Annotated in this window: 20 protein-coding genes; 5 read left to right on the forward strand and 15 right to left on the reverse strand. The window is 64.7% G+C overall.

Features of this window, described 5'->3' with window-relative positions:
- Positions 1-362 precede the first annotated feature (362 nt).
- The 11 genes from ASE66_RS14970 to ASE66_RS15020 all read right to left on the reverse strand — a co-directional run bounded on the left by ASE66_RS14970 (position 363) and on the right by ASE66_RS15020 (position 12,984).
- On the reverse strand, positions 363-3,191 hold the full coding sequence (locus ASE66_RS14970) for an autotransporter domain-containing protein (RefSeq protein WP_156412167.1): 2,829 nt from the start codon (positions 3,189-3,191) through the stop codon (positions 363-365).
- Between the two features lie 748 nt (positions 3,192-3,939).
- A complete protein-coding gene (locus tag ASE66_RS14975) occupies positions 3,940-4,803 on the reverse strand; it encodes a MurR/RpiR family transcriptional regulator (RefSeq protein ID WP_057190501.1) in 864 nt (287 codons plus the stop codon).
- 168 nt (positions 4,804-4,971) lie between these two features.
- A complete protein-coding gene (locus ASE66_RS14980; RefSeq protein ID WP_057190502.1) occupies positions 4,972-5,586 on the reverse strand; it encodes an NADPH-dependent FMN reductase in 615 nt (204 codons plus the stop codon).
- A gap of 43 nt (positions 5,587-5,629) precedes the next feature.
- Positions 5,630-6,721 (reverse strand): LLM class flavin-dependent oxidoreductase, encoded by a 1,092-nt coding sequence (locus tag ASE66_RS14985; protein WP_057190503.1) that lies wholly within the window; start codon positions 6,719-6,721, stop codon positions 5,630-5,632.
- A gap of 17 nt (positions 6,722-6,738) precedes the next feature.
- A complete protein-coding gene (locus tag ASE66_RS14990) occupies positions 6,739-7,512 on the reverse strand; it encodes an SDR family NAD(P)-dependent oxidoreductase (protein WP_057190504.1) in 774 nt (257 codons plus the stop codon).
- Between the two features lie 11 nt (positions 7,513-7,523).
- On the reverse strand, positions 7,524-8,279 hold the full coding sequence (locus tag ASE66_RS14995; RefSeq protein ID WP_057190505.1) for an SDR family NAD(P)-dependent oxidoreductase: 756 nt from the start codon (positions 8,277-8,279) through the stop codon (positions 7,524-7,526).
- Positions 8,280-8,282: 3 nt separating this feature from the next.
- A complete protein-coding gene (locus ASE66_RS15000) occupies positions 8,283-9,386 on the reverse strand; it encodes an ABC transporter ATP-binding protein (protein WP_057190506.1) in 1,104 nt (367 codons plus the stop codon).
- Positions 9,379-10,209 (reverse strand): ABC transporter permease, encoded by an 831-nt coding sequence (locus ASE66_RS15005; protein ID WP_057190507.1) that lies wholly within the window; start codon positions 10,207-10,209, stop codon positions 9,379-9,381. The genes ASE66_RS15000 and ASE66_RS15005 overlap by 8 nt, the downstream gene beginning before the upstream one ends.
- Entirely contained in the window at positions 10,199-11,074 is an 876-nt protein-coding gene (locus tag ASE66_RS15010) for an ABC transporter permease (protein WP_162262491.1), read from the reverse strand. The genes ASE66_RS15005 and ASE66_RS15010 overlap by 11 nt, the downstream gene beginning before the upstream one ends.
- Positions 11,075-11,118: 44 nt before the next feature.
- Positions 11,119-12,156: an extracellular solute-binding protein gene (locus ASE66_RS15015; protein WP_057190509.1), complete on the reverse strand. Its 1,038-nt coding sequence runs from the start codon at positions 12,154-12,156 to the stop codon at positions 11,119-11,121.
- Positions 12,157-12,228: 72 nt separating this feature from the next.
- Complete coding sequence (locus ASE66_RS15020; RefSeq protein WP_162262492.1) at positions 12,229-12,984, reverse strand: SDR family NAD(P)-dependent oxidoreductase; 756 nt, start codon at positions 12,982-12,984, stop codon at positions 12,229-12,231.
- A 203-nt stretch (positions 12,985-13,187) separates the two neighbouring features.
- Here ASE66_RS15020 and ASE66_RS15025 point away from each other — a divergent pair, with 203 nt between their 5' ends.
- From ASE66_RS15025 to pta, 4 genes are all read left to right on the forward strand, one after another.
- On the forward strand, positions 13,188-14,534 hold the full coding sequence (locus tag ASE66_RS15025) for an aspartate aminotransferase family protein (RefSeq protein ID WP_057190568.1): 1,347 nt from the start codon (positions 13,188-13,190) through the stop codon (positions 14,532-14,534).
- A gap of 21 nt (positions 14,535-14,555) precedes the next feature.
- Positions 14,556-14,984 (forward strand): RidA family protein, encoded by a 429-nt coding sequence (locus ASE66_RS15030; protein ID WP_057190511.1) that lies wholly within the window; start codon positions 14,556-14,558, stop codon positions 14,982-14,984.
- Between the two features lie 56 nt (positions 14,985-15,040).
- Entirely contained in the window at positions 15,041-16,816 is a 1,776-nt protein-coding gene (gene xsc / locus ASE66_RS15035; RefSeq protein WP_057190512.1) for a sulfoacetaldehyde acetyltransferase, read from the forward strand.
- A gap of 170 nt (positions 16,817-16,986) precedes the next feature.
- The gene (gene pta, locus ASE66_RS15040) at positions 16,987-17,997 is read left to right on the forward strand and encodes a phosphate acetyltransferase (protein WP_057190513.1); all 1,011 of its coding nucleotides are present in this window, start codon (positions 16,987-16,989) and stop codon (positions 17,995-17,997) included.
- A gap of 149 nt (positions 17,998-18,146) precedes the next feature.
- Here the strand turns inward: pta and ASE66_RS15045 are convergent, their stop codons facing one another.
- From ASE66_RS15045 to ASE66_RS15060, 4 genes are all read right to left on the reverse strand, one after another.
- Positions 18,147-18,470 carry a DUF4387 domain-containing protein gene (locus ASE66_RS15045; RefSeq protein WP_057190514.1) on the reverse strand — a complete coding sequence of 108 codons (324 nt, stop codon included), beginning with the start codon at positions 18,468-18,470 and terminating at the stop codon, positions 18,147-18,149.
- 1 nt (position 18,471) lies between these two features.
- Complete coding sequence (locus ASE66_RS15050; protein ID WP_057190515.1) at positions 18,472-19,815, reverse strand: acyclic terpene utilization AtuA family protein; 1,344 nt, start codon at positions 19,813-19,815, stop codon at positions 18,472-18,474.
- Positions 19,816-19,931: 116 nt separating this feature from the next.
- On the reverse strand, positions 19,932-20,861 hold the full coding sequence (locus ASE66_RS15055; RefSeq protein ID WP_057190516.1) for a LysR substrate-binding domain-containing protein: 930 nt from the start codon (positions 20,859-20,861) through the stop codon (positions 19,932-19,934).
- Complete coding sequence (locus ASE66_RS15060; protein WP_082613475.1) at positions 20,852-21,805, reverse strand: LysR substrate-binding domain-containing protein; 954 nt, start codon at positions 21,803-21,805, stop codon at positions 20,852-20,854. Before ASE66_RS15060 ends, ASE66_RS15055 begins: the two co-directional genes overlap by 10 nt.
- Positions 21,806-21,946: 141 nt before the next feature.
- Here ASE66_RS15060 and ASE66_RS15065 point away from each other — a divergent pair, with 141 nt between their 5' ends.
- Entirely contained in the window at positions 21,947-22,837 is an 891-nt protein-coding gene (locus tag ASE66_RS15065) for a transporter substrate-binding domain-containing protein (protein WP_244494931.1), read from the forward strand.
- Positions 22,838-22,867 lie beyond the last annotated feature (30 nt).

Here is a 22,867-nt window from a genome sequence, read left to right on the forward strand (position 1 = left end):
ATTCTTGGAGACGCCGGCCTGGGCCAGCGTCTCATCGAGGCTGAGCAGAACTTCCTCGGTCTGCACCTTGACGGATTGTCCGCGCGTCTGCTCGGCGACATGGCCCGCGAGGAAGATCAAATCTCCAACGATAACTGCGTCGCTCNNNNGTTCGGTCCTCGGCCGATTTCCCGGGGTCGGTTCGCCGGCGCTGATCGCCTCTATGACGCACATCGCGACGACGCCATATCGCCGCGGTGCGCCACTTGCAGACGCTGGATCATTGCCGAAAAGCAGACCTGCGGAGCGCCGTGCATGACGGCCGGCGTCCCGTCCCTGGCGGGTTGGAATTTCCGCTTTCCGATTTGGTCCTGCGGCCCCGCTTACCACCTGTATCGGATCGCGCCCTTGCCGCCGAGGCTCCTGCTGTTCTCGCCGAACTCGCCGTCGAAGGTGGCGGCGATGGAGAGGCCGTTCCTGAGGTCGAGCTCGGCGGTGGCGCTGGTGCGCAGGGCGTTGCGGTCGAGCGCCGCGCCGCTGACCAGGAAGGTCGCGCCGGGCAGCGATTGGAAGCTGGCGATGGCGGTGGTGGCGGTGTCGAAGTTGTGGACCCAGGCGAGCGCGCCGCGCAGCGCCAACGGTAGCCCGACGAGGCTGAAGCTGGCATCCGCCCGCAGGCCGAGCTCGCTGCGCGTCGAGGTGACGTCGCGGGACGCGTAGGACAGCGCGAAGAGGCTGGTGCCGGCCGGCGCCGTCTCGGCATAGTTCGGCAGCGCGATCATGGTGAACTGCGCCGCGGCGTAAGGGGTCAGCGCCGTGGGGCCGAGCGCGAAGCGATGTCCGGCCTCGAGCCGGCCCGACCAGCTGTTGACGTCGAACTTGGCCTCGAGACGATCCCCGCCGACGCTGCGATCGGTAGTGACGTCCTGCCAGCCATAGGCCAGAGCAGCCGAGAGATAGCCCTGCCCGAAATGCTGGCGCAGGAAAAGGCCGGCCTGGAAAAGGTCGGATTTGCCGGAGCCGAGCCCATAGGTGTTGAAGCTGGTGGCGCCGCCGGCCAGCGCGAAGCCAGCGACGGTCGAGGGCGTCAGCCTGTAGTCGGCACCGACGGCGGCGCCATAGACGCGGTTGGTGTTGGCGGCAGTGCCGGCGCTGGCATCGGCGCCGGTGAACTGGGCGGCGCCGAAGCCGCTGCCCCAGACGCTCCAGCGCCAGGCATCGGGATCGGCGGTCAGCGCGAGCTTGCGCGTTGGCAGGTCGACGGCCTTGCTTGAGGCGGCCTTGCCGGAGCCATAGGCGGCATAGGAGGCGAAGCTGCCGGGCGCGGGCGCGATCGAGACGCCGCGGCCTTCCGGCGACGCATCGACCAGCGTGCCCATGAACTGGGTCATGGCGCCGCTCGTGGCAATCTGCGTTCCGGTCGCCGGCTCGCCTGCCGCGTGCGTCAGACCGGCAGGCGTCAGTCCGCCGAGTTCCAGCGGGATACTGCCGTTGCTGTCAAAATAGCTCGCGACTGCGTTGGCAACGCCACTTTGGTTGGAACTGAAGCTGGTGCCGGGAGGTGGTGCCATGGCCAACGTCAGATTGAGATAGACGTCATGAAAGCCATAGCTCAGGGCTGCCTTGAAGCCGGCGGGCAGGTTAGTGTCAGTCTCGCTGACGAATTGGCCATAGATACCGCCGCTCGACTGGAGGATGGTGTACTGCTTCGAGACATAGGTGCCGGGAGCGAAGCGCGCGCTTACCTTGCCGCCGTCGAGATGGGCCGAGGCGGAAACATTGACCCGGCTTGCGTCAGATGACGAGACTTCCACCGCATAGGTCGAGCGCGAGTCGAGCCTCAGGACCCCGTTGACGTTAAGCGTGCCGATCGGGTTGCCGGGCGCGAGCGTGCCGCCGCTGATGATGGTCTGGCCGACCGTGCCGGTGCCTCCAAGCTCCCCGCCTGACACGATCACCGCATTGGCGAGCGAGCCGTTTACCTCCAGCCTGCCGCCGTAGACCGCGGTTACGCCCGAGTAGGTGTGGGCGCCCGAAAGCGTCAGCGTGCCGCTGCCGGTCTTCATCAGGTCACCGGTGCCTGAGATGACGCCCGCGTAGCTGGTGTTGATCGACTGGTCGACGGTCAGCCTGCCGCTGCCCAGGGCGACAGTGCCCCCCGTGCCGGAGAACGAGGAGGCTGTCAGGTCATGGCTGCCGAGATCGAGCGTGCCGCCGTTCACCGTATAGGCCGTGGATTGGACGGGGCCGCGACTAAATCTGTCCCATCGCAACGTGCCGGCCTCGACCATCGTGCCGCCGGTATAGGTGTTGGCGCCGGTCAGCGTGAGTACGGACGTGCCGATCTTGGAGACACTGGCTGAGCCCTTGATGACATTGGATAGGGTGACATCAGTGGGGCTGTCGAGGACAAGCGAGCCGGCGACTTCGATATCGCCTCTCAACGTCGTTGAGCTGTTCAGGGTCAGAGCGTTTGTGCCGCCGGTGAAGGTGATGGCGTTGGCGCGCACGGTGCCGGAACCATTGAGGCCGCCACTGACATTGGAATTGGAGCCAAGGATGATGGACAGATTGCTGCCGACGATGGCGCCGCCGCCTACGCCGTGCGAGCCATTAGCCGTTCCCCCAAGGCCGCCCCGTCCGCCATTGCCTCCGGTCACCTCGGCAAAGGCGCCAATGAAAATGGTTTTGGCGCCGGTGGATGTGAAGTAAAGCCCGGCACCGCCGCTGCCTCCAGCGCCGCCGTACCCATTCGTAGCCGAACCTCCGGCACCGCCATCGCCGCCTTTGAGAGTGCCGGTGTTGGATTGGGTCCACGTTCCGCTGCCGGTGACGATTGCGGCCGTGCCGCCCGCGCCGCCGCCGCCACCACCGCCGTAGGCCCAGGGCGAAGCCTGACCTTGCCCGCCGTGGACGCCCCAGCTTGAGCTTACCAGGCCGGGGCCAAGATACCCATGGGTGCCGCCGCCGCCACCAGCGCCGCCGAAGGCCGAACTGCCGCCTGAGCCACCGGTCGTAAGGCCGGCCCCACCGCCACCACCACCACCACCTTGGCCACTATTATTGTCACGGCCAGCTCCGCCGGCGCTGGTAAGAGAGTCCGTGCCGCCCGCACCACCGATCCCACCAGCGCCACCGCCGGCCCAGCCGGGCCCCGCCGCCAGCATCATGACGAGAGAGGAGACCGCGACGAGAGCGGTGGAGCGCGTCAAAGCGCCGCGAAGGGGCGACGGGCTCGGCGTCGGGACAGTCAGGTCGGCAAGCATAGAGATAGTCAGCCCCATGGTTCGCATTGATGCGGATGACCCTGAGTAAGCTATCGCGACTAACGATTCGGCAATAAACTTGTCTATTGGCGATGGGGCGAGGCTGTCAGCGGGAGGGCCCTGATGACGAGCCCTATCGGGTGTCGGGCGGCCGTGGCTGAGGTCCGCCTCCGTCGCAGGGCGTCTGGTTCGCTTGCTGCCGGGCTACAGCATCAAGTCGGCAGAAGCTTTCCTGGCCTATCCATCATTGCGGTACATGTGGCCCGTGATCAGAGCCTTCACGGATTTTTTGCCATCGCTCGCCTCCGCGCCGCCGGCCAACCCAGCTCGCCTCCTTCCGCGCCCTGGCGGGCGGGGTTTGGAGATGTTGGCACGGCGCAGGCTGCGGCTGGATTTGGATCCCGGCGTCGGCCATAAACCGTCATTCCGAACGGCAGATAAGGACAGCATCGGCAGCCCGATCGCGGGCCTCAACTGCCCGGAAGCAGACACTCTAGATGTCAGCAAGAGGCCAACTCCAGTCTTGCTTATGCGGCGTTTTGAATCGTGTTCGAGCCGCAAGCTAAGTCATGACTTGGCCCATTCTGGACTCTCAGAAGGTCCGCTTGCAGGCACCGGATTGTTCAAGGGCAAAAGGACTTCGCTCTGCCAACTTTCAACGTTCCATGTGCGAAGTTCCCACGCCCCATTCGCTTCAGGGCAGATAGACGTCGAAATGGTCGAGCTGGGCCATGCTTCTCTTGATATGAACCAGCGCCTCATCGCCCTCATTGGCCACTAGGACCATCGTAGCTAACAGGTGCGCGACCGCGGTCACAGGGATGATGGACGGGAGCAGAGCATCGGTCGAGTTGGTGACAATGATGTTCGGACCATGCTCGGACGCCACCGGTGACACTTTGCTGTCGGTTATCGCGATAATGCCTGCGTTTCGGCCTCGCGCGAATTGAGCCGCGGTGACTGCATCGCGGGTATAAGGTTGGAGGCTGAATATCAGAAGGGTATCTTTTTCTGTTATATCACGAAGAACATCTGCAGTCGCGCCGCCGAGGCCTGTTATCAAAATGGTCTTACTGCTGAACAGGCGCATTAGGTAACTAAAATAAAAACTTGCAGAGAACATACTTCTCAATCCAAGGACGTAAATTCTCCTGGATTCATTAATTAATTCTACGGCTTTCTTTAATTGCGGGATATTTTCTTCGCTTAAAATAGCAGTAATATTGCCAACTTCGCTTTGAATTGCATTCTCAAAAAACGACTGTTCCGATTTCGCCTCGTTCGTCAGCTTGCGGACGCGCAGCTCCCAGCTGTTCGTGCCTTTGCTCATCCAGCTGCGGAAATGCTCGCGAAACGGTTCGTAGCTCTCGAAGCCGATCGCCTTTGCCAAGCGGATCATCACGCTCGGCTGCACGCCGGCCTGTCCTGCCAGGGCGCGCATCGAATGCATCGCGACTTCGTTGGGATTGTCGATGATGAAGCGTGACGCCTTGCGCAGCTGAGGGCTGAACGTTGGAAACTTCTCTTTCAACTCTCGCAACACATGACTGTCGGGCAAGGGCAGACTCCGTGATTGCGACCGCAGAACGCCCGACCCTGTCGTTGCACCGGGGAGCCGGACGCACGCGATTCGACCCGTCCTGTTCAATACCCGAACTTGGCCACAACTACGAACGCTGGCGCTCAAACGAACGGCGGCTGGGCCTTTCGGGGCCGAAGCAGCGTTCTAGGCCGCTCCTGCGGTGACGCCTTGAGCTGCGACCATCGCCATTCGCATCTTCGCGAACTGCACGACCTGTTCGCCGACCATCCGCAACTGGTTCGTCACCGACTCGTCGGTCAGACGGCCCCTCTCGTCGAAGATCGGAAGCGAGGTGTTGACCATCGCGCCGAAGGGCGTCGGCCAGCCGCGCAACGCATGCGCCATCGCCCGCATCGCCGCGAGCGTCTGCCCGCCGGCCTGCCAGCCGCCGGCACAGCAGATGCAGCCGACGGCGCAGTTGTCGAAATAGACGCGCTCATCGCTGCGCAGATCCTCGGTATAGTCGAGGACGTTCTTGACCAGCCCCGAGATCGAGCCGTGATAGGCAGGGCTGGCAACCACGATGCCATCCATCCGGCGGAAGAGATCGACGACCCGGCGCGCGTTCGCATCCCGCTCCATCGAACCGGGAGCGTAGATGGGAAGGAGAAGCTCCTCCCCCGTGAAGACCTCGACCTCGGCCCCGTCCTGCACAGCAAAGTCGAGGCAGGCGCGCAGGACTCGCTCTGTCGAGGAGCCGTTGCGCGCCGTTCCACCGACGCCGAGGATGAGAGGCCGCTTCGGTATGAGGATCGTCATGATCGCCCCATCGCTGTGAGAGCTGCAGGTGCGGCGGCCCGTGTCAGGCCACCTTCAATGTCGGCCAGCCGGCTCCGCCGAGACGGTTCAGGTCACCGAAACGCTTGGTGAGACGGGGCATAACCTCGGCGCCGAAGCGCTCGATCGACTTCAGCGTCTCCTGCTGTGGAACGCCGGGGATGCCCATGAACATGCTGACATGCGTCGGGTTGACCGCCTCGATGTCGGCGGCGAGCCGCTCGGCAACGGTGTCGGGATCGCCGATCGGCAGCCGCGCCGCGATCTCCTCGAGCGATGGCTCGTCCGCAGCCGGCACTTCCTTGAGGAAAGCGCCGTCGAGCTCGCCATATTTGCCGCGCATCGCCATTGCGATGCGCCGGACATAGCGGGCCCCGTCGGCGGCACGAAGAGCTGCGGATTTGTCGTCGGTGACGAAGACATAGCGCTGGATCGCGAAGGGCATGGTCCGGGGATCGCCGCCGGCTTCGGCATAGGTTTTCTCCAGGCATTCGCGCGTCTTGCGAACGGTCTCGACAGTGTTCCAGCCGGTGGTGAAGAACGGCGTGTAGCCGCGCTCGAAAGTGCGTCGCTGAGCGTCGAGGTCGCCCGCCATGCCGGCGAGGTAGACGGGGATCGCGCTTTGGCGCGGGCGCACCGAGAACGTGGTCTCCGGGAAGCTGAAATCAGCGCCCTGGAAGGACACGACGTCGCGCCTGAGATAGGCGTCGACAAAGTCGAGCGTGTCCAGCAGCTTGCCGCGCGCTTCCTTCACATTGCGGCCGAACTTGTGGAACTCGTACTCCTGGTAGCCGGTGCCGAAGCCGAGCACGAGCCGCCCCTCGCTGAGCTGGTCGATCATGCCGATATCCTCGGCCATCCGGATCGGCTCGTAGAGCGGCGCGACGATCACGGCAGGGCCGAGCTTGATCGTTCTGGTCCGTCCGGCCATGTAGGCGGCCATGGTCAGGGGGGAGGGGCAAAGGCAGTAGTTCGAGAAGTGGTGCTCGGCGAACCAGGCGATTTCGATCCCCGCTTGCTCGGCCACGCGGACATGATCTGCGGTCTCGCGGTAGACTTCGCCGGCTGTCTTGTTCCTGTCGCGCTGGGTCGACAGGCAGAACAAACCAAAGTTCATGATCTTCCTCCGTGATCTCAGAAGCCGACGATGGTTTCGCCGCCATTGGGGCTGATTGCCTGCCCGGTGATGAAGGCGGCCTCGTCGGAAGCGAGGAACGCGACGGAGTAGGAGATCTCCTCGGGTTGAGCCCAGCGACCGATCGGAACCTTCTTTTCCTTCTCGCGGATCTTGTCCCAGCCCTGCACGCGGATCGGCATCTCAGTGATCACGCCACCGGGGCAGACGGCGTTGACCATGATCTTCCAGGGCGCGAGTTCCTTGGCCCAGGCCTTGGTGAGCCCGAGAACCGCGGCCTTCGCGCCACAGTAATGCGAGGCCGTGTTCGTGCCGGTCATGCCCCAGATCGAGGAGATGTTCACGATGCGGCCGTAGCCGCGCTGCTTCATCGCGGGCACGACGCTCTGGGTGCAGAAGAAGGTGCCCTTCACGTGGATGTCGAACATCCTCTGATAGGCTTCTGGCGTGATCTCCTCGATCTTCTTGTGATCGCCGATGCCGGCATTGTTCACGAGGATGTCGACCGGGCCGAGCTCCTTCTCGATGCGGGCAGCGAGCGCCTTCATCGCCGCGGGGCTGACGATGTCGTCATTGGCGACGAGCGCGCGCCGGCCGAGCTTGCGGATTTCGGCGGCGACTTCCGCCGCCTCTGCCTCGAGCACGTCATGCACGACGATGTCGGCGCCGCGCTCCGCCATCAGCAGGGCGTGGGCCTTGCCCATGCCGCGCCCGGAGCCGGTGATCCAGGCGATCTTGCCTTCGAAACGGGCGTTGTCATGTCCAGATGTCATGATTTCGTTCCTCAATATCCGACGATGACTTCGCCGCCGTTGGGGCTGAGAACCTGGCCGGTGATGAAGTCGGCCTGGGGCGAGGCGAGAAATGCGACGGCGTATGCCATTTCGATTGGCTGGCAGTAGCGCTTGAGGGGTACCTTGGCCTCCTTGGCACGCAGCACGTCGTTGTCGTCGAGCTTCATCGGCCCGCCCGAGCGGACACCGCCGGGCGCGACGGCGTTGACGTGGATGTTCCAGGGCGCGAGCTCGTGCGCCCAGGCCTTGGTGAAGCCGAGCAGCGCGGTCTTGGCCGAGCAGTAATGGGACGCGACGGGCGCACCGTTCATCCCCCACATCGAGGAGATGTTGACGATCTTGCCGTAGCGCTTCTCCTTCATCGCCGGGATGACGGCCTGTGCGCAGAAGAACGAGCCGCGGACGTGGACGTCGTACATGCGGTCGAAATCTTCCTCGGTGATCTCCTCGATGAGCTTGCGCTGGCCGTAGCCGGCGTTGTTGACGAGGATGTCGATCGGCCCGAGGGCGCTCGTCGCGTCGCTCACCGATTGCTGAACCGCGGCGATATCGGCCATGTCGACTTCGGCGACGAAGGCCTTGCGCCCAGCCGCGCGCACCAGTCGGCCGGTCTCCTCCGCAAACTCGCCCCGCAGATCGATGATCGCGATGTCGGCCCCTCTCTCGGCCATCAGCAGAGCATGGGCGCGGCCCATGCCATCGCCGGCGCCGGTGATGAAGGCGACCTTTCCTGCAAGTTCAGTCATGGCTCATGTCTCCGGGATGAGAAGGGTGGAGCTGGCCGGCCAGGAGACGAGGACCTCCTGGCCCGGCTGGAACATCACCGTGCGGTGCGTCGCGGCGCGGCGTACGGAAACCGGCTCCGAGGCACCGATATCGACCTGGTAGCGGAAGGTTCCGGCGGTATAGACGGCGTCGACCACCGAGCCCTTGGCCCGGTTGAAGCCGTCTGCCGAGACGTTGTCGTTGTCAGCGATGTCGACCGCTTCGGGACGAACGCACAGGACATGAGGCTTGTCCGGTGTGACGCTGAGCGAGGTTCCGACAGCGTTGTAGACGTGGTTGTCCGCGGTGCGGCAGGTCACGGCGCCCGAGCCGCGATCCTCGACCGCCGTGACCTTGAACAGATTGGCTCCGCCCAGGAAACTTGCGACGAAGGCGCTGCAGGGGTGCTCGTACAGCTCGCGCGGAGCGCCGCATTGCGCGACACGACCCGCATTCATGATGGCGATGCGGTCCGACATCGCGGTCGCCTCGTCCTGATCATGCGTGACGTAGAGGACGGTCGCCGAGATCTTGCGATGGAAAGCCTTGATCTCGTTCTGCATTTCCTCGCGCAGGTTCTTGTCGAGCGCGCCCAGCGGCTCGTCCATCAGCAGCATGCGTGGGTCGTAGACAGCCGCTCGCGCCAGAGCGACGCGTTGCTGCTGGCCGCCGGATAGCTGGCTCGGCTTGCGATCCGCCATCTGCGTCAGCCGGACGGTGGCGAGCATCGCCGCGACGCGCTCGGCTATGACCTTTTTCGGCAGCTTCCGCAGCTTCAGCGGAAAGGCGATGTTCTCGAAGACGCTCAGATGCGGAAACAGTGCGTAGTTCTGGAACACCATGCCGATGTTGCGCCGATAGGGCGGCAGGCCGGCGATATCGATCTTGTCGACCTCGATCCGCCCGTTCGACGGTGGCGTGAAGCCGGCGATTGCGCCGAGCAGCGTGGTCTTGCCCGAGCCGCTCGGGCCGATGATCGAAAAGAACTCGCCGGGCAGGATGTCGAGATTGGTGGGATGGAGCGCGGTGACGGCTCCGTAGACCTTCTCGACATCGATCAGGGAGATGTGGGCGCCGTGCTTAGCCATTGGCCGTAACCTGATTGCGAGAGCCGACGGCCTGGAGGAAGGAGGCGATGACGAGCAGGACGAGCGTGAAGGCAAAGATCAGCGTCGCGACTGCTGCGATCGTCGGGGTGAGGAATTCGTTGAGCTGTTCCCAGATCAGCTTCGGCAGCGTCCGCGTGCCGGCGCCAGTCAGGAACAGCGACAGCATCAGTTCGTCGAACGATGCGGCGAAGGCGAGGATGCCGCCGATGAAGACTCCGATACGGATCATCGGGAACGTCACGCGCCAGAAGGTCTGCCAGGGCGTGGCTCCGAGGGTCATCGCGGCGAGCTCGAGCGCTCCGTTCTGGCTGGCCAGCACGGCGGTCACGGTAATGAAGACCAGCGGGATGCCGATGATGGTATGCCCGATGATCGCCGCCAGGTGCGTGCCGAGCAGGCCGAACTTGATCATCATCGGGTAGAGCCCGATCGCGAGGATGACGTGCGGCAGCATGGTCGGCGCGACGACGGCCGCGGACATGACGCCGGCGCCTTTCCAGGCCCCGCGCTTCAGCGACAGCGCGGCGAGCGTGCCGAAGATCATCGACAGCAACGCGGCCGGGATGCCGATGATCAGGGAATTCGCCGTCGCTTCCGCCCAGGACAGGTTCTCGGCGATCTTGACGTACCACTGCGACGACCAGCCCGTGGGCGGGAAGGAAAGGTAGCTCTTGTCGCTGAACGACAGCGGCAGGACGATGAACTGCGGCAGGATGAGATAGACGAGGATCAGCGTCACCACCGCGGTGAGGGCGAGCCCGCCGATGCGATAGCGCCAGGGCAATATCGAGCTAGCGGCCATGGGCGAGCCCTCCCTCGACGCGGTTGGAGAGGCGCACATAGACCGAATAGACTGCGACGGTCAGGACCAGCAGCACCGTGGCCAGCGCCGAAGCCAGGCCCCAGTCGAGCTGACGGTTCGCCTGCTCCTCGATCAGCACCGCCGCCATCATATGGCGTGGTCCGCCGAGCAAAGCCGGAGTGATGTAGAAGCCGAGCGACATCATGAAGACGAGGGCCGAGCCGGCCAGCACGCCCGGCAGGGACAGCGGCAGGAAGATCCGCAGGAATGCCTGCGCCGGGGTGGCGCCGAGGACGCCGGCTGCTGCGAGCAGACGACCGTCGATCGAGCGCATGTTGGCCACGAGCGGCAGGATCATGAAGGGCAGCATGATGTGGACCATGCCGACATAGACGGCGATGCTGCCGGGGATGAAGTTGACCGGCGTGTCGACCAGGCCGGTCGAGGTAAGCGCCTGGTTGAGGATACCGCGACGCTGGAACACCACCATCCAGGCGTAGGACCTGATGACGACGCTGGTCCAGAGCGGGATGACCACGAGCGCGCCGATCAATTGCTGGATCGACGTGCGGGCGCGCGCCATCACATAGGCGACCGGATAGGCCGTCACCAGGCACAGCACCGTGACCATCAGCGCCGTCGTGATCGTCAGCCAGAGCGACTGGAGATAGGGGCCGTCGGTGAAGAGCCGGCGATAGTTCAGCAGGCCGATCGCCGGATCGGAAAAGCTCCGCCAGATGACGCCGAAGATCGGCACTAGGAAGAACAGCGCCAGCACCGCGCCCGGAGGGATCGCGAGCAGACGATTGAAGTCTGCCGCGCTCCAGGACGAGCTCTTGCGAGCCCCGTCTTGTCTTGGGTTCATCTGCGCCATCGTGCGTGCCTCGTGGTCACCCCGGCGAACCGGCCTCAGGCGAGCAGCCACTTGTTGAAGCGCTCGTTCACCGCCGCGCCGTTGGCCGCCCAGTACTCGATGTCGAGAAGGCGGTTGTTGTCGCCGGGTTGGGGCAGGCTGACCTTGATGTCGTCGCCGAGCAAAGTGAGGGCCGCCTTGTTGGCCGGGCCGTAGGGCAGCTGCTTGGCGAATGCGGCCTGGGCCGCGGCCGTGGAGCCGAGCGCGACCAGTTCCTGCGCCTTGGCGATGTTCGGAGCGCCCTTGGGAATCGCCCAGGCGTCGCTGACGAGGATCGACTGGTTGAGGGTGAAGTCGACCGGCGCCCCGGCGAGCTTCGGCGCATGGACGCGGCCGTTCCAGATCGCGCCGGCCTCGACCTCGCCGTCGAGCAGGAGCTGCGCACCCTGCGCGCCGCGCGCCCACCAGACGATCTTGGACTTGATCTTGTCGAGGCTCTTCAGGGCTCGCTCCACGTCGAGCGGGTAGAGGTCTTTCAACGCGACGCCATCGGCCAGAAGGGCGACTTCAAGTGTCTGGAATGGACGCTTCCACAAGCCGATGCGGCCTTTGATGGCCCATAGCTCCTTCCAGTCCTTTGGCGGGTTGGTCTTCACGTTCTCCTTGTTCCAGGCGATGCAGTAGGCGGCGAAGTCGGTCAGCAGGAAATGCTCGTGGACCGAACCCGGAAACATCTGCGTCTTGTCGAGCTTGGAGGTGTCGAGCTTTTCCAGCAGACCCTGCCGGGCGTAGACGATGACCTCTTCGGCAGCGCCTTGGAGGACGTCCCACTCAGTCTTGCCCTGCTCGACCATGGCCTTCAGGCGCGCGCCTTCATTGCCAGTGGTGATGATGTCGATCCCGGTCTTTTCCTTCCAAGGCGCGAAGACGGTCTTGCGGTAGGCGTCCTCGATGGCGCCGCCGCCCGTCGCCATGACCATGCGGCTGGGCTGGGCCTGAGCCATTTCGGGCAGGCCGGTAGCCAGGCCGAGCGTTCCGGCACCGGCGGCAGCGAGAAAGCGACGGCGGTTGAGCTGCGAATTGCGATGTTCCATCGTTGAGTTCCCCTCTTCTTCAACTTCGGTTGGAGTTGTTGCCAGTCTTTTGCTGGCTAAAAAAATAGATCGTCAGCGCAGCAAGGCACCGCCGTTCACCATCACGGTTTCTCCGACCATGTAGCGATTGCGGTTCGAGGCGAGGAACAGGATCACCTCCGCAATGTCTTCCGGCGCGCCCCCGCGCCCGAGCGGCGTCGAGGCGACCCGTTCGGCGAACCATTCCTGGCTCAGGTTGGCATCGGTCGCGATCGCGCCCGGGCTGACCGCATTGACCAGCACCTGCGACGGGGCGAGCTCCAGCGCGAGCGACTTGGTCAAGCTGACCACGGCCGCCTTCGCCGCTGCGTAGTGCGGCAGGTTCGGCTTGCCACGATAGGCGTCGGCCGAGGCGACGTTGACGATACGCCCGTAGTGGCGCTCGACCATCAGGTCCATCAGCATCCGCGACACCAGGAACGTGCCGGTGACGTTGGTCCGGAAGGTCCAGTCCCAATCCGTCATGGTGATTTCGTGCGCCCGGCCGTAACGCCAGCCGCCGGCATTGTTGATGACGAAGTCGAGCCGGCCCTGCTGCTCGCTCACGATGCGCGACCGCAGCTCGCTCAGCTCTTCCTCGCTCGCGACGTCGACGGGGGCGGCATGAGCCTTTCCGCCGCGGGAGCGGAGCTCCTCGGCCAGCGTCTCGACGCCGCGCCGGTCGAGATCGACGAGATAGATCGCGGCGCCTCTTTCGACGAGCAGGCGGGATACGATGCGCCCCAGTCCGCCGGCAGCTCCGGTGACCACGCCGACGCCGCCAGCGAATTCCTGTGATGACGATAGCATGGAGGTTTCAGGCTGGGCGCTCATGACGTCGACCATCGGTTTTGTTCTCGATGACGCGACGATCATACATTTGGTTCATTCTGTCAATTCATAAATCATTTGTTGCATCATTCTTGTGACGATGCTATTTGCAGCGGCATCGGATGATGCCGGCGTGTGTGGAGCGCGCGCCCGCCTCGGTCTCAATCTTCAGCGAGCCCTTCATGAGCGCGACGTCCAACAGAACCAGCGTGTTCCACCGGTTCCCGAAAGCCGACATGCCGCGCGCTGTCTCGGGAGAAGGGCCCTACATCATCGACGATCTGGGCAACCGCTATCTCGACGCATCCGGCGGCGCCGCGGTCAGCTGCCTCGGCCACAGCCATCAGCCGACCATCAAGGCGGTGCAGGATGCCGTCGCTCAGCTCGCCTTCGCGCATACGAGCTTCTTCACCAGCGAGGCGGCGGAGACCCTGGCCGCCTTCCTGTCTCAGGCCGCTCCGGGAGATCTCAACCATGTCTATTACCTGTCGGGGGGCTCGGAGGCGGTCGAGGCCGCGCTGAAGCTGGCGCGCCAGTACTATGTCGAGAAGGGCGAGCTCTCGCGCTCGCGCATCATCGCACGCCGGCAGAGCTATCACGGCAACACCTTGGGTGCGCTGGCAGCCGGCGGCAATCTCTGGCGGCGCAAGATGTTCGAGCCGATCCTCGTCGACGTCAGCCATATCGCGCCCTGCTACGAATACCGGGAGCGCGGGCAGGACGAGACGGAAGAGGAGTACGGCCTGCGTGCCGCCGGCGAGCTCGAGACAGCGATCCTCGAGGCGGGGCCGGAGAATGTGATGTGTTTCCTGGCGGAGACCGTGGGGGGCGCGACGCTCGGCGCGGTGCCGCCGGTGAAGGGCTATCTGCGGGAGATCCGCCGGATCTGCGACAAGTACGGCGTGCTGCTGATCCTCGACGAGGTGATGTGCGGCATGGGACGGACCGGTTCGCTCTTTGCCTATGAGCAGGAAGGCGTCTGTCCCGATCTGGTCTGCATTGCGAAAGGCCTCGGCGCCGGCTATCAGCCGATCGGGGCGGTGATCGCGTCCGCACGGGTCTTCGATGCGATCGTCGAGGGCACCGGCTTCTTCCAGCATGGCCATACCTATACCGGACATCCCACGGCCTGCGCCGCCGCGCTGGCGGTCCAGACCGCGATCAGGGACGAGGGCTTGCTCGCCCGGGTTGGCGAGCGCGGCCGGCAGTTGAAGCAGCTGCTCGAAGACCGCTTCGGCGCGCGCGACTATGTCGGCGACATTCGCGGACGAGGCCTGTTCCTGGCGGTGGAATTCGTCGCCGATCGTGCGAGCAAAGCGCCGTTCGCGGAGCCCGGCTTCGCTGCACAACTCAAGAAGACGGCTCTGGCCAAGGGACTGGTCTGCTACCCGATGGGCGGGCTCGTGGATGGCAGGCTCGGCGACCACGTCATGCTGGCGCCGCCTTACATCGTCGAGGAGAGCCATCTCGACGAGATCGTCGACAAGCTCGACAGCGCCATCGACGACGTCCTGCGTGCACGCCGGTGAACGGCGGAGGGAGCGACCGCAATGCCCGAAATCATCAAGGTCAAGTCCGGCAATCTCACGGAAGAGACGTCGAGCTATTCCAGGCTCGTTGTGGCCGGCGACACGATCTACGTCTCCAACACCGCGGGACGAAACTACGTCACGCGTGAATTGCCCGAAGACGTCGCCGGCCAGGCCAGGCAGGCGCTCAAGAACATCGAGGGAGCGCTGGCCTCGGTCGGGGCCAGCCTGCGCGACGTCGTGCGCATTCGGATCTTCGTGCCTGACCGTCAGGACAAGGAGATAGTCAACAGGATCATCGGCGAGACCTTCAAGGGAATCGATCCGGCCAACACCACGCTCTGCACGCCGCTTGGCAAGCTGGAGCTCAAGGTCGAGTTCGAGGTCACGGCTTATCGCCGCAGGAAACCCGACGAACCGGAGCACCGCTTCGCGATCACGCTGGGATGAGCAGGCATGCCGGCGAGACAAGGCTGGCATCGGATAGTTCGCAAGGGGAGACGCCCATGAAAATGACGACTGAAGAAGCGTTCGTGAAGGTTCTCCAGATGCACGGCATCGAGCATGCCTTCGGCATCATCGGCTCGGCCTTCATGCCGATCTCGGACCTGTTTCCGAAGGCCGGGATCACGTTCTGGGACGTGGCTCACGAGACCAATGGCGGGCTGATCTGCGACGGCTATACGCGCGCCACCGGCAAGATCGCGATGGCGATCGCGCAGAACGGCCCGGGCATCACCGGCTTCGTGACGGCGGTGAAGACGGCCTACTGGAACCATACGCCGATGCTGGTCGTGACGCCGCAGGCGGCGAACAAGACGATCGGGCAAGGCGGCTTCCAGGAAGTCGAGCAGATGGCGCTGTTCCGCGACATGGTCTGCTACCAGGAGGAGGTGCGCGATCCCACCCGCATGGCGGAGGTGCTGAACCGCGTGATCACCAAGGCCAAGCGCCTCTCGGCGCCGGCACAGATCAACGTGCCACGCGATTTCTGGACGCATGTCATCGACATCGACCTGCCCGCGATCATCGAGTTCGAGCGGCCGGCCGGCGGCGCGAAGGCGATCGCCGAGGCGGCACGGCTTTTGTCCGAGGCAAGTTTCCCGGTGATCCTCTCCGGTGCAGGCGTGGTCATCGGCAACGCGATCCCGGACTGTGCTGCGTTGGCCGAGCGCCTCGATGCGCCGGTCTGCTCGAACTACCAGCACAATGACAGCTTCCCCGGCAGCCATCGGCTGGCCTGTGGCCCGCTCGGCTACAATGGCTCGAAGGCGGCGATGGAGCTGATCGCCAAGGCCGATGTCGTGCTGGCGCTCGGCACGCGCCTCAACCCGTTCTCGACACTGCCGGGCTACGGCATCGACTACTGGCCGAAGACCGCGAAGATCATCCAGGTCGACATCAATCCCGACCGGATCGGGCTGACCAAGCGCGTCAGCGTCGGCATTTGCGGCGATGCGGGCCAGGTTGCGCGCCAGATTCTCGCGCAGCTCTCGCCGTCCGCCGGCGATCAGGGTCGGACCGAGCGCAAGGCGCTGATCCATACGACGAAATCGGCCTGGCTCCAGCAACTGTCGAGCATGGACCATGAGGACGACGATCCCGGCACCAGCTGGAACGAGCGGGCCCGCCGGCGCGATCCGGAGCGGATGTCGCCGCGCCAGGCTTGGCGCGCCATCCCGGCGGCGCTGCCGAAAGAGGCGATCATCTCCTCCGACATCGGCAACAACTGTGCGATCGGTAACGCCTACCCGTCCTTCGAGGCGGGGCGCAAATACCTCGCACCCGGCCTGTTCGGCCCGTGCGGCTATGGTTTTCCCTCGATCATCGGCGCCAAGATCGGCTGTCCCGATGTCCCGGTCGTCGGCTTTGCTGGCGATGGCGCCTTCGGCATCTCGATGAGCGAGATGTCCTCGATCGGCCGTAGCGAGTGGCCGGCCGTGACCATGGTGATCTTCCGCAACTACCAGTGGGGCGCCGAGAAGCGCAACTCGACGCTCTGGTATGACGACAACTTCGTCGGCACCGAGCTCGATCCTCATCTCAGCTATGCGCGCGTCGCGGAAGGGTGCGGGCTCAAGGGCGTGACGGTAAGGACGCAGGAGCAACTGACCGAGGCGCTGTCGACGGCTTGCGCCGGGCAGAAGGACGGCGTCACCACCTTCATCGAGGTCATCCTCAATCAGGAACTCGGCGAGCCCTTCCGCCGCGATGCGATGAAGAAGCCGGTCATGGTCGCCGGCATCGATCCAGGGGACATGCGCCGGCAAGCCGTGGCCTGAGCCCTCACGATCAGCACCTGGCCCGGGCTTGCGCCGGGCCGCTTCCCGCTGGACGCCGACATGACAGATGCGCCCGTCGCGCCGGACCGCCTGCGCGCGATCACCGGACCATTCGCCGCGTTCGCCCCGGGTGTGCTCGTCGCGGCGACGCTGTTCATCGCAGGTGTCCGGTGAAGCCGCTTGATCGCCTGGTCGCGGCGGCCCGTGCCAAACCGCGCCGTATCGCCCTCTCGGACGGCGCCGACGCGCGCGTGGTCGCCGGAGCGCTGCGCGCCATGCGCGACGGGCTGGCCGAGATCACCCTGGTCGGCGACGAGGAGGAGATCGCAGGGGCTCTGACAAGCCGGGCATGCGGGCCCGGCCGGTTGCGCATTGAGGATCCCGCCCGATCGAGCCGGACCGCCGCCTATGCCGAAAGCTATGCAGCGTTGCGCCGGGCTAAGGGGACGACGCTCGAGCAGGCCATGGTCGCGATGCGTGATCCGCTGATTTTCGCGGCGATGATGGTGCGCGCCGGCGACGCCGACGGCACCGTCGGCGGCGCAGCCCGAACCACCGCCGAGACGGTCCGGACGGCGCTGCAGGTCTTCGGCCGGGCGCCCGGCCAGGCACTCGTCTCGAGCTTCTTCCTGATGCTGCTCTGCGAGCCGCATCACGCGAAGAAGGGCGCCTTCATCTTCGCCGACTGCGGTCTCGTGATCGAGCCCGACGCAGCCGAGCTCGCCGACATCGCCGTTGCCTCGGCGCGCACCTATGAGAGCCTGACGGGAGGCGCTGCAAAGGTTGCGCTGCTGTCCTTCTCGACCGCTGGCAGCGCGACCCATCAACGCGTCACAAAGGTTGCCGAGGCGACCCGCCTTGCGAGGCTGGCCGCGCCGCAGATCGCGATCGAGGGCGAGCTGCAGTTCGACGCCGCCTTCGTCGAGAGCATCGGCCGGGCCAAGGCGCCGCACTACACACTGAACGGCGCCGCCAACGTCTTCGTCTTCCCCAGTCTGGAAGCAGCCAATATCGGCTACAAGATCGCCCAGAGGATTGGTGGAGCGAGCGCCGTCGGCCCGATCCTGCAGGGCCTGGCGAAGCCGGCCAACGACCTTTCCCGCGGCTGCAGCGTTGACGATGTCTACCACCTCATCGCAGTAACCGTCGTACAGGCAAGTGCCGAGGCGAAGCCTGGTTGATCACAATCTGCATCTGCTGCGACCGGGCGGAGACGAGATACCGCGCCGCACGTAGGCCAACTCCTACTGGGATGTCTGTTTCTGGGCTTCGGCTCAAAGTCCGCTCACAGCGCCAAGCCGTCGCAGCTCATGATCAGGCGATCGCGCCTTTAAGGCGTCGGGACGAGCATGCTCATCAGCGGGACGTGCTGTTGACAGCCATACATGTCGCCCTCGCCCGAGGCCCCCTGAGCGCGCGGTCGCCTGATCGTCACCTTGATGGCATTCGCCTGATCGATCGCGAAGAACGATGAGATATCCGACTCGGACAGGCCGTAAGCCCTGGCGACGGTTGCGGGCGTGATCGCGCCTGAATCGCGGATCAGTTCGTAATTGGCCCTATCCCGGCACAGGATGTCGAAGGTAATGCGGTAGGGACCAGCGTTCTTGCTGCGGACGATATCGGCGATCTCGCGGAGTCGACGGGCGGTCATCTCAGAGGTCCTCCAGCGTGACGGGAAAAAGCTCGGTCGGCGAATCCACCTTCATCAGGTGGTAGGCGCTAAATTCGTAGACGGGGCCGATATCGAGATCGGAGGGTGAATAGGGAAAGGCGAGATTGCCGGACGGGTTGATGATACCGTCGTAATGGTGGTGCAGCATTGCGCCGCTGATCTGGTGGCAGGCGGCATGCGCCAGTTCCTGCGCCGCGGCCGTGACCTCGATCACAAGGCCGACTTCGCGCGCAGGAGAGCGATCCTGCTCCAGCTCCTTCATCACGCCGTCGCGGCCATAGACGTGGAACTGGACCGAGATCGGATCGGGCACGAAATACTCGAGCGCCCTGGCCTTGAGCTGCTCCAAGATGCCGTTGAGCGCGGCGATCGTCGTCGGGCAGCGGATGCCGGCAATCGCAATCGAGCGATAACCAGCAAGCCGGGCGCCCTCCAGTTTCACGTAATAGTGCGCAGTCTCCGTCAGCTTCGCGCCGGTCACGCGGACCTGCCTGTCGCCGATCTGCTCGAAGGAGCAGCCGGTGAGGTCGATCTCATGACCCGGCCCGCCTTGTCTGAACGGATTCTCGCGCTCGTAGAGCGAGTGGGCGGAAACCGATTTAACCGACGCGCGCCGCTTGATGCTGCCGGGCTCCAGCGTGAAGCCGTCATCGTCGATCGTGCCGAGCATCACATCCATCGCGAAGGGCTCGGCCGAGAACGCGCCGCATTCAAGGATCTTGCCCATGTGGATCGCGAGAGCCGGATCAGCGCCCTTCCAGATAGGATAGGCGGCGATGACCGAGTCATCGCAGGCGCGGCCGGCGATGATCACGTCGGCACCGGCATCGAGCGCTTCGCAGATCGGCTCATGCCCCATCTGGGCGACGAGCGTGACGGTTTCGTCGAGCGCGTCCTGGGTCAGGGGATAGCCCGCCTCGAAGTCGACGACCTCGTTCGCAGCGACCGCGCGCTTGGCCCGTTCGATCGGAATATCCGAGCGGATCGTGGCAAGCTTGAGCTTCAACCCGTGCTCCCGCGCGATCTCGCGGACGAGAGCCGCCGTGCGGTCGACCTGAACACCGGAGCCCGCGCCGCCGACGCTGCCGACGATGACGGGGATGCCGGCAGCGCGCCCGGCCCGGATCAGGGCGGTTAGCTCGCGCTTGATGCTGACATTCGAAACCAGTGGCTTGCCGGAGCCGAGATAGTGCGGGCCCGGATCGGTCGATCCGGCATCGACGGCGATCACGGCTGGGTTCAGCGACATGCCGCGCGCGAGCGCTTCCTCGCCGAAGCCATAACCAAGCGTTCCAGTCGGAGTCAGGACAGTGATTGGCGGCATTCGTGCCTCCCCTACACAGAAAAATTCATTCCCGCATAGAGTCTGCGGCGCGAGCCCAGGGTCAAATCGCTTCTGTGGCCTCAGCCATAGCCAAAGGTTATGTCTGTCCACCCCGCCTAAGCGGCAGGTTCGCCGATCGCTGTCGCCATGGCAGCGAGCTTGCGCGTCAGGCCGGCCCGGACATGCTCGACCAGTGCACGCGTCCCGATCGCAGCCTCTCGGAAGCCCGGCAGCACGACCCAGATGTCGTAGTCCACGACGGGGCGGAACGGCCGGATGACGAGCTGCGAGGCTGGAAATCCCTCTGTGCTCAGCGGATCGACGACCGAGACACCGACGCCGTTGGCAACGAAGGAGCAGCTGGCCTCGGTCAGTTGCGCCTTGAGGACGATGTTGCGCTCGACCCCGCTCGCGGCGAAGGCCTTGTCCACCTGCAGCTGCGCGCGATCCTCCTCGACCATACCGACGAAGCGTTCGCCGGCGAGATCGGCCGCATGGACGACCTCTCGCTCCGCCAGCGGGTGGCCGGACGGGAGCACGCAGACCGCGCGCATTGAGCACAGCTTCTCGAAGCGCACGCCCGGCCGGTCAGATGCGAACATCCCAAAGCCGACATCGACGCCTTGCGTGGCGAGGCGTTCCACCAGAAGCCAGGAATTGCGGCTCGACATCTCGATCCGCAGGCCCGGCCGCGCTTCCAGGAATTCGGCCAGGATCGGGGGCAGAACGCGCGTGGCAAGCGACGGAAAGGTCACTAGCCTGATCTCGCCATGGTCGAGTCTCCGGATCGCCCTGGCCCGCGCCTGGATCGAATCGACGCCGAGAAAGACGCGTTCGACCTCCTCGTAAAGCATCTGCGCTTCGGGCGTCGGGATGACGCCGTTTCTCTGGCGCAGGAAGAGGCCGAAGCCGCATTTGCGTTCGAGCAGCAGGACGAGCTTGCTCACCGCCGGCTGCGACAGCCCGAGCCTTTCCCCGGCGCGGGTGAAGCTGCCCAGTTCCATGATCGCCTTGAAGGCTTCGATCTGGCGGATATTCATGCCCATGGCGCGTCGACATGTCCCGGATCGTCTGCGCCCGGGCTAGGCTCGCCCGAGACATGGTCGGCAAAGCGCTGGAGTTCGGCTAGGGCATGGGTGAGGAAGCCCTCGACGAGGTTGAAGGAGCGCGCCGCTCTCGGACGGATCAGCCAGATGTCGAATTCGACCGCGGGCAGGAACGGCCTGATGACGACATCGGGATTCGTGTTGTTGTAGGCGCTGATGGGATCGACCACCGCCACCCCCGCACCGGCGCCTACAAAGGAGAAAGCCGTCTCTGACTGGCCGGCCTCGATGCGCATCCGTCTCTGGATCTTCCGCTCGTCGAAGATCCGGTCGATGACGAAACGCGCATGGTCTTGCGGCCCGAGCGAAACGAACTCCTCGTCGGCCAGATCGTGGGCGTCGATGCATGGGCGTGTCGCCAACCGATGGCGGGCGGGCAGAATGCATAACCCGCGGAGTCGGTGGAGATGCGTGCTTTCGACCTCGGGCCGATCGCTCGGCAGGAAGCTGAAGCCGATATCGACATGCTGCGCGGCGACGGCGTCGATGAGGCTGCGCGAACGCATGCTCTCGATGCGGAAACGCGTGTCGGGCCGGTCCTTGCAGAAGCTCCAGAGGATATCAGGCATGACGCGGCGTGCGATCGCGGGAAAGGCGGCGATGCTGAGTGCCCCCCACGATTGATCGCGCAGCGCCGTCGCGATCCGGGCGATCTGGCCGACGCCGACGAACATGCGCTCCACCTCGACGAACAGGGCCTGTGCCTCCCGCGTCGGCGCCAGCTTGCTGCCTTGTCGCTCGAACAGGCGAAAGCCGCACTGACGCTCGAACTGGGCGATGTGCTGGCTGACGGCCGGTTGCGAGATGCTCAGCCTCTCCCCGGCGCGTGTGACGCTGCCTGTCGTCATGACGGCACGAAAGGCTTCGATCTGACGGACATTCATGCAGGCATCATAAGTTTCATTTATTCTGTGACGATGATTTTCTATTGGAAAATTATATTCCACAAGATGATCATCTCCTCAAGGACGCGCTGGGATGTCCGCGGGGCATTCCGGGAAAGCGTCCGGACAACGGGGATCGCCATGTTCATCGAAACCGCTCAGCGGCGCCTGCGCGCCATGATGTCCGCCGCAACCGGCCCGGCTCGCAGCGCGCGCTACCTCGCCGGCGCCTCGTTCGTCGGGCTCGGCCTCGCAGCCTCGCTCAGTGCCGCGCAAGCCGACCAGCTGGACCGCGTGAAGCAGCGCGGCAAGCTCATCGTCGGCATCCGCAACGACTACGTGCCCTTCGGCTACCTAGACCCCAAGGGGCAGAACACCGGCTTCGAGGTCGACCTGGCGCGAGCCGTCGCCAAGGATGTCCTGGGTTCCGAGACGGCCATCGAGTTCGTTCCCGTGGTCGCCTCCAACCGGATCGAGTTCCTCAATGCCGGCCGCATCGACGTGATCTTCGCGACGCTCGGCGTCAATGCCGATCGCGGCAAGGTCATCGATTTCACGCAGCACTACTATTCCATGGCCGGCATCGTGCTGCTCGCGCCGAAGGAAGCGACCTACAAGAGCTGGGACGACATCCGCGGTAAGAAGATTTGCGGCAGCCAGGGCAATCTCTACAACCGCACGCTGAGCGAGAAGATGGGCGCGGAGCTGGTGCTGTTCACCGGCACCGCCGAGATATTCAGCGCCTTCCAGGGCGGCCGTTGCGACGCCATCGCCTATGACGGCCCGAACCTGAACATGAAGGTCACGGAAGACGGCTGGAAGGACAAGTACAAGATCGCGCTCCAGACCTTCGAATACGTCCCGATCGCCGGCGGCGTGCGCAAGAACGAGCCCGGCTTCCTCAAGGCGGTCGACGCGGCCATCGTCAAGGCGGAGGCGAGCGGGCTCATGGTCGAGGGCGAGAAGAAGTACAATCTCGGCGAGAGCGAATACGTTCAGAAACGGGCGGCCGACGCCAAGAAGGCGCAGTAGCGCGAGCACGGAACGAACCAGCCGCAAGCA

The organism is Allobosea sp. Root483D1, assembly GCF_001429505.1.
Lineage (GTDB): Bacteria > Pseudomonadota > Alphaproteobacteria > Rhizobiales > Beijerinckiaceae > Allobosea.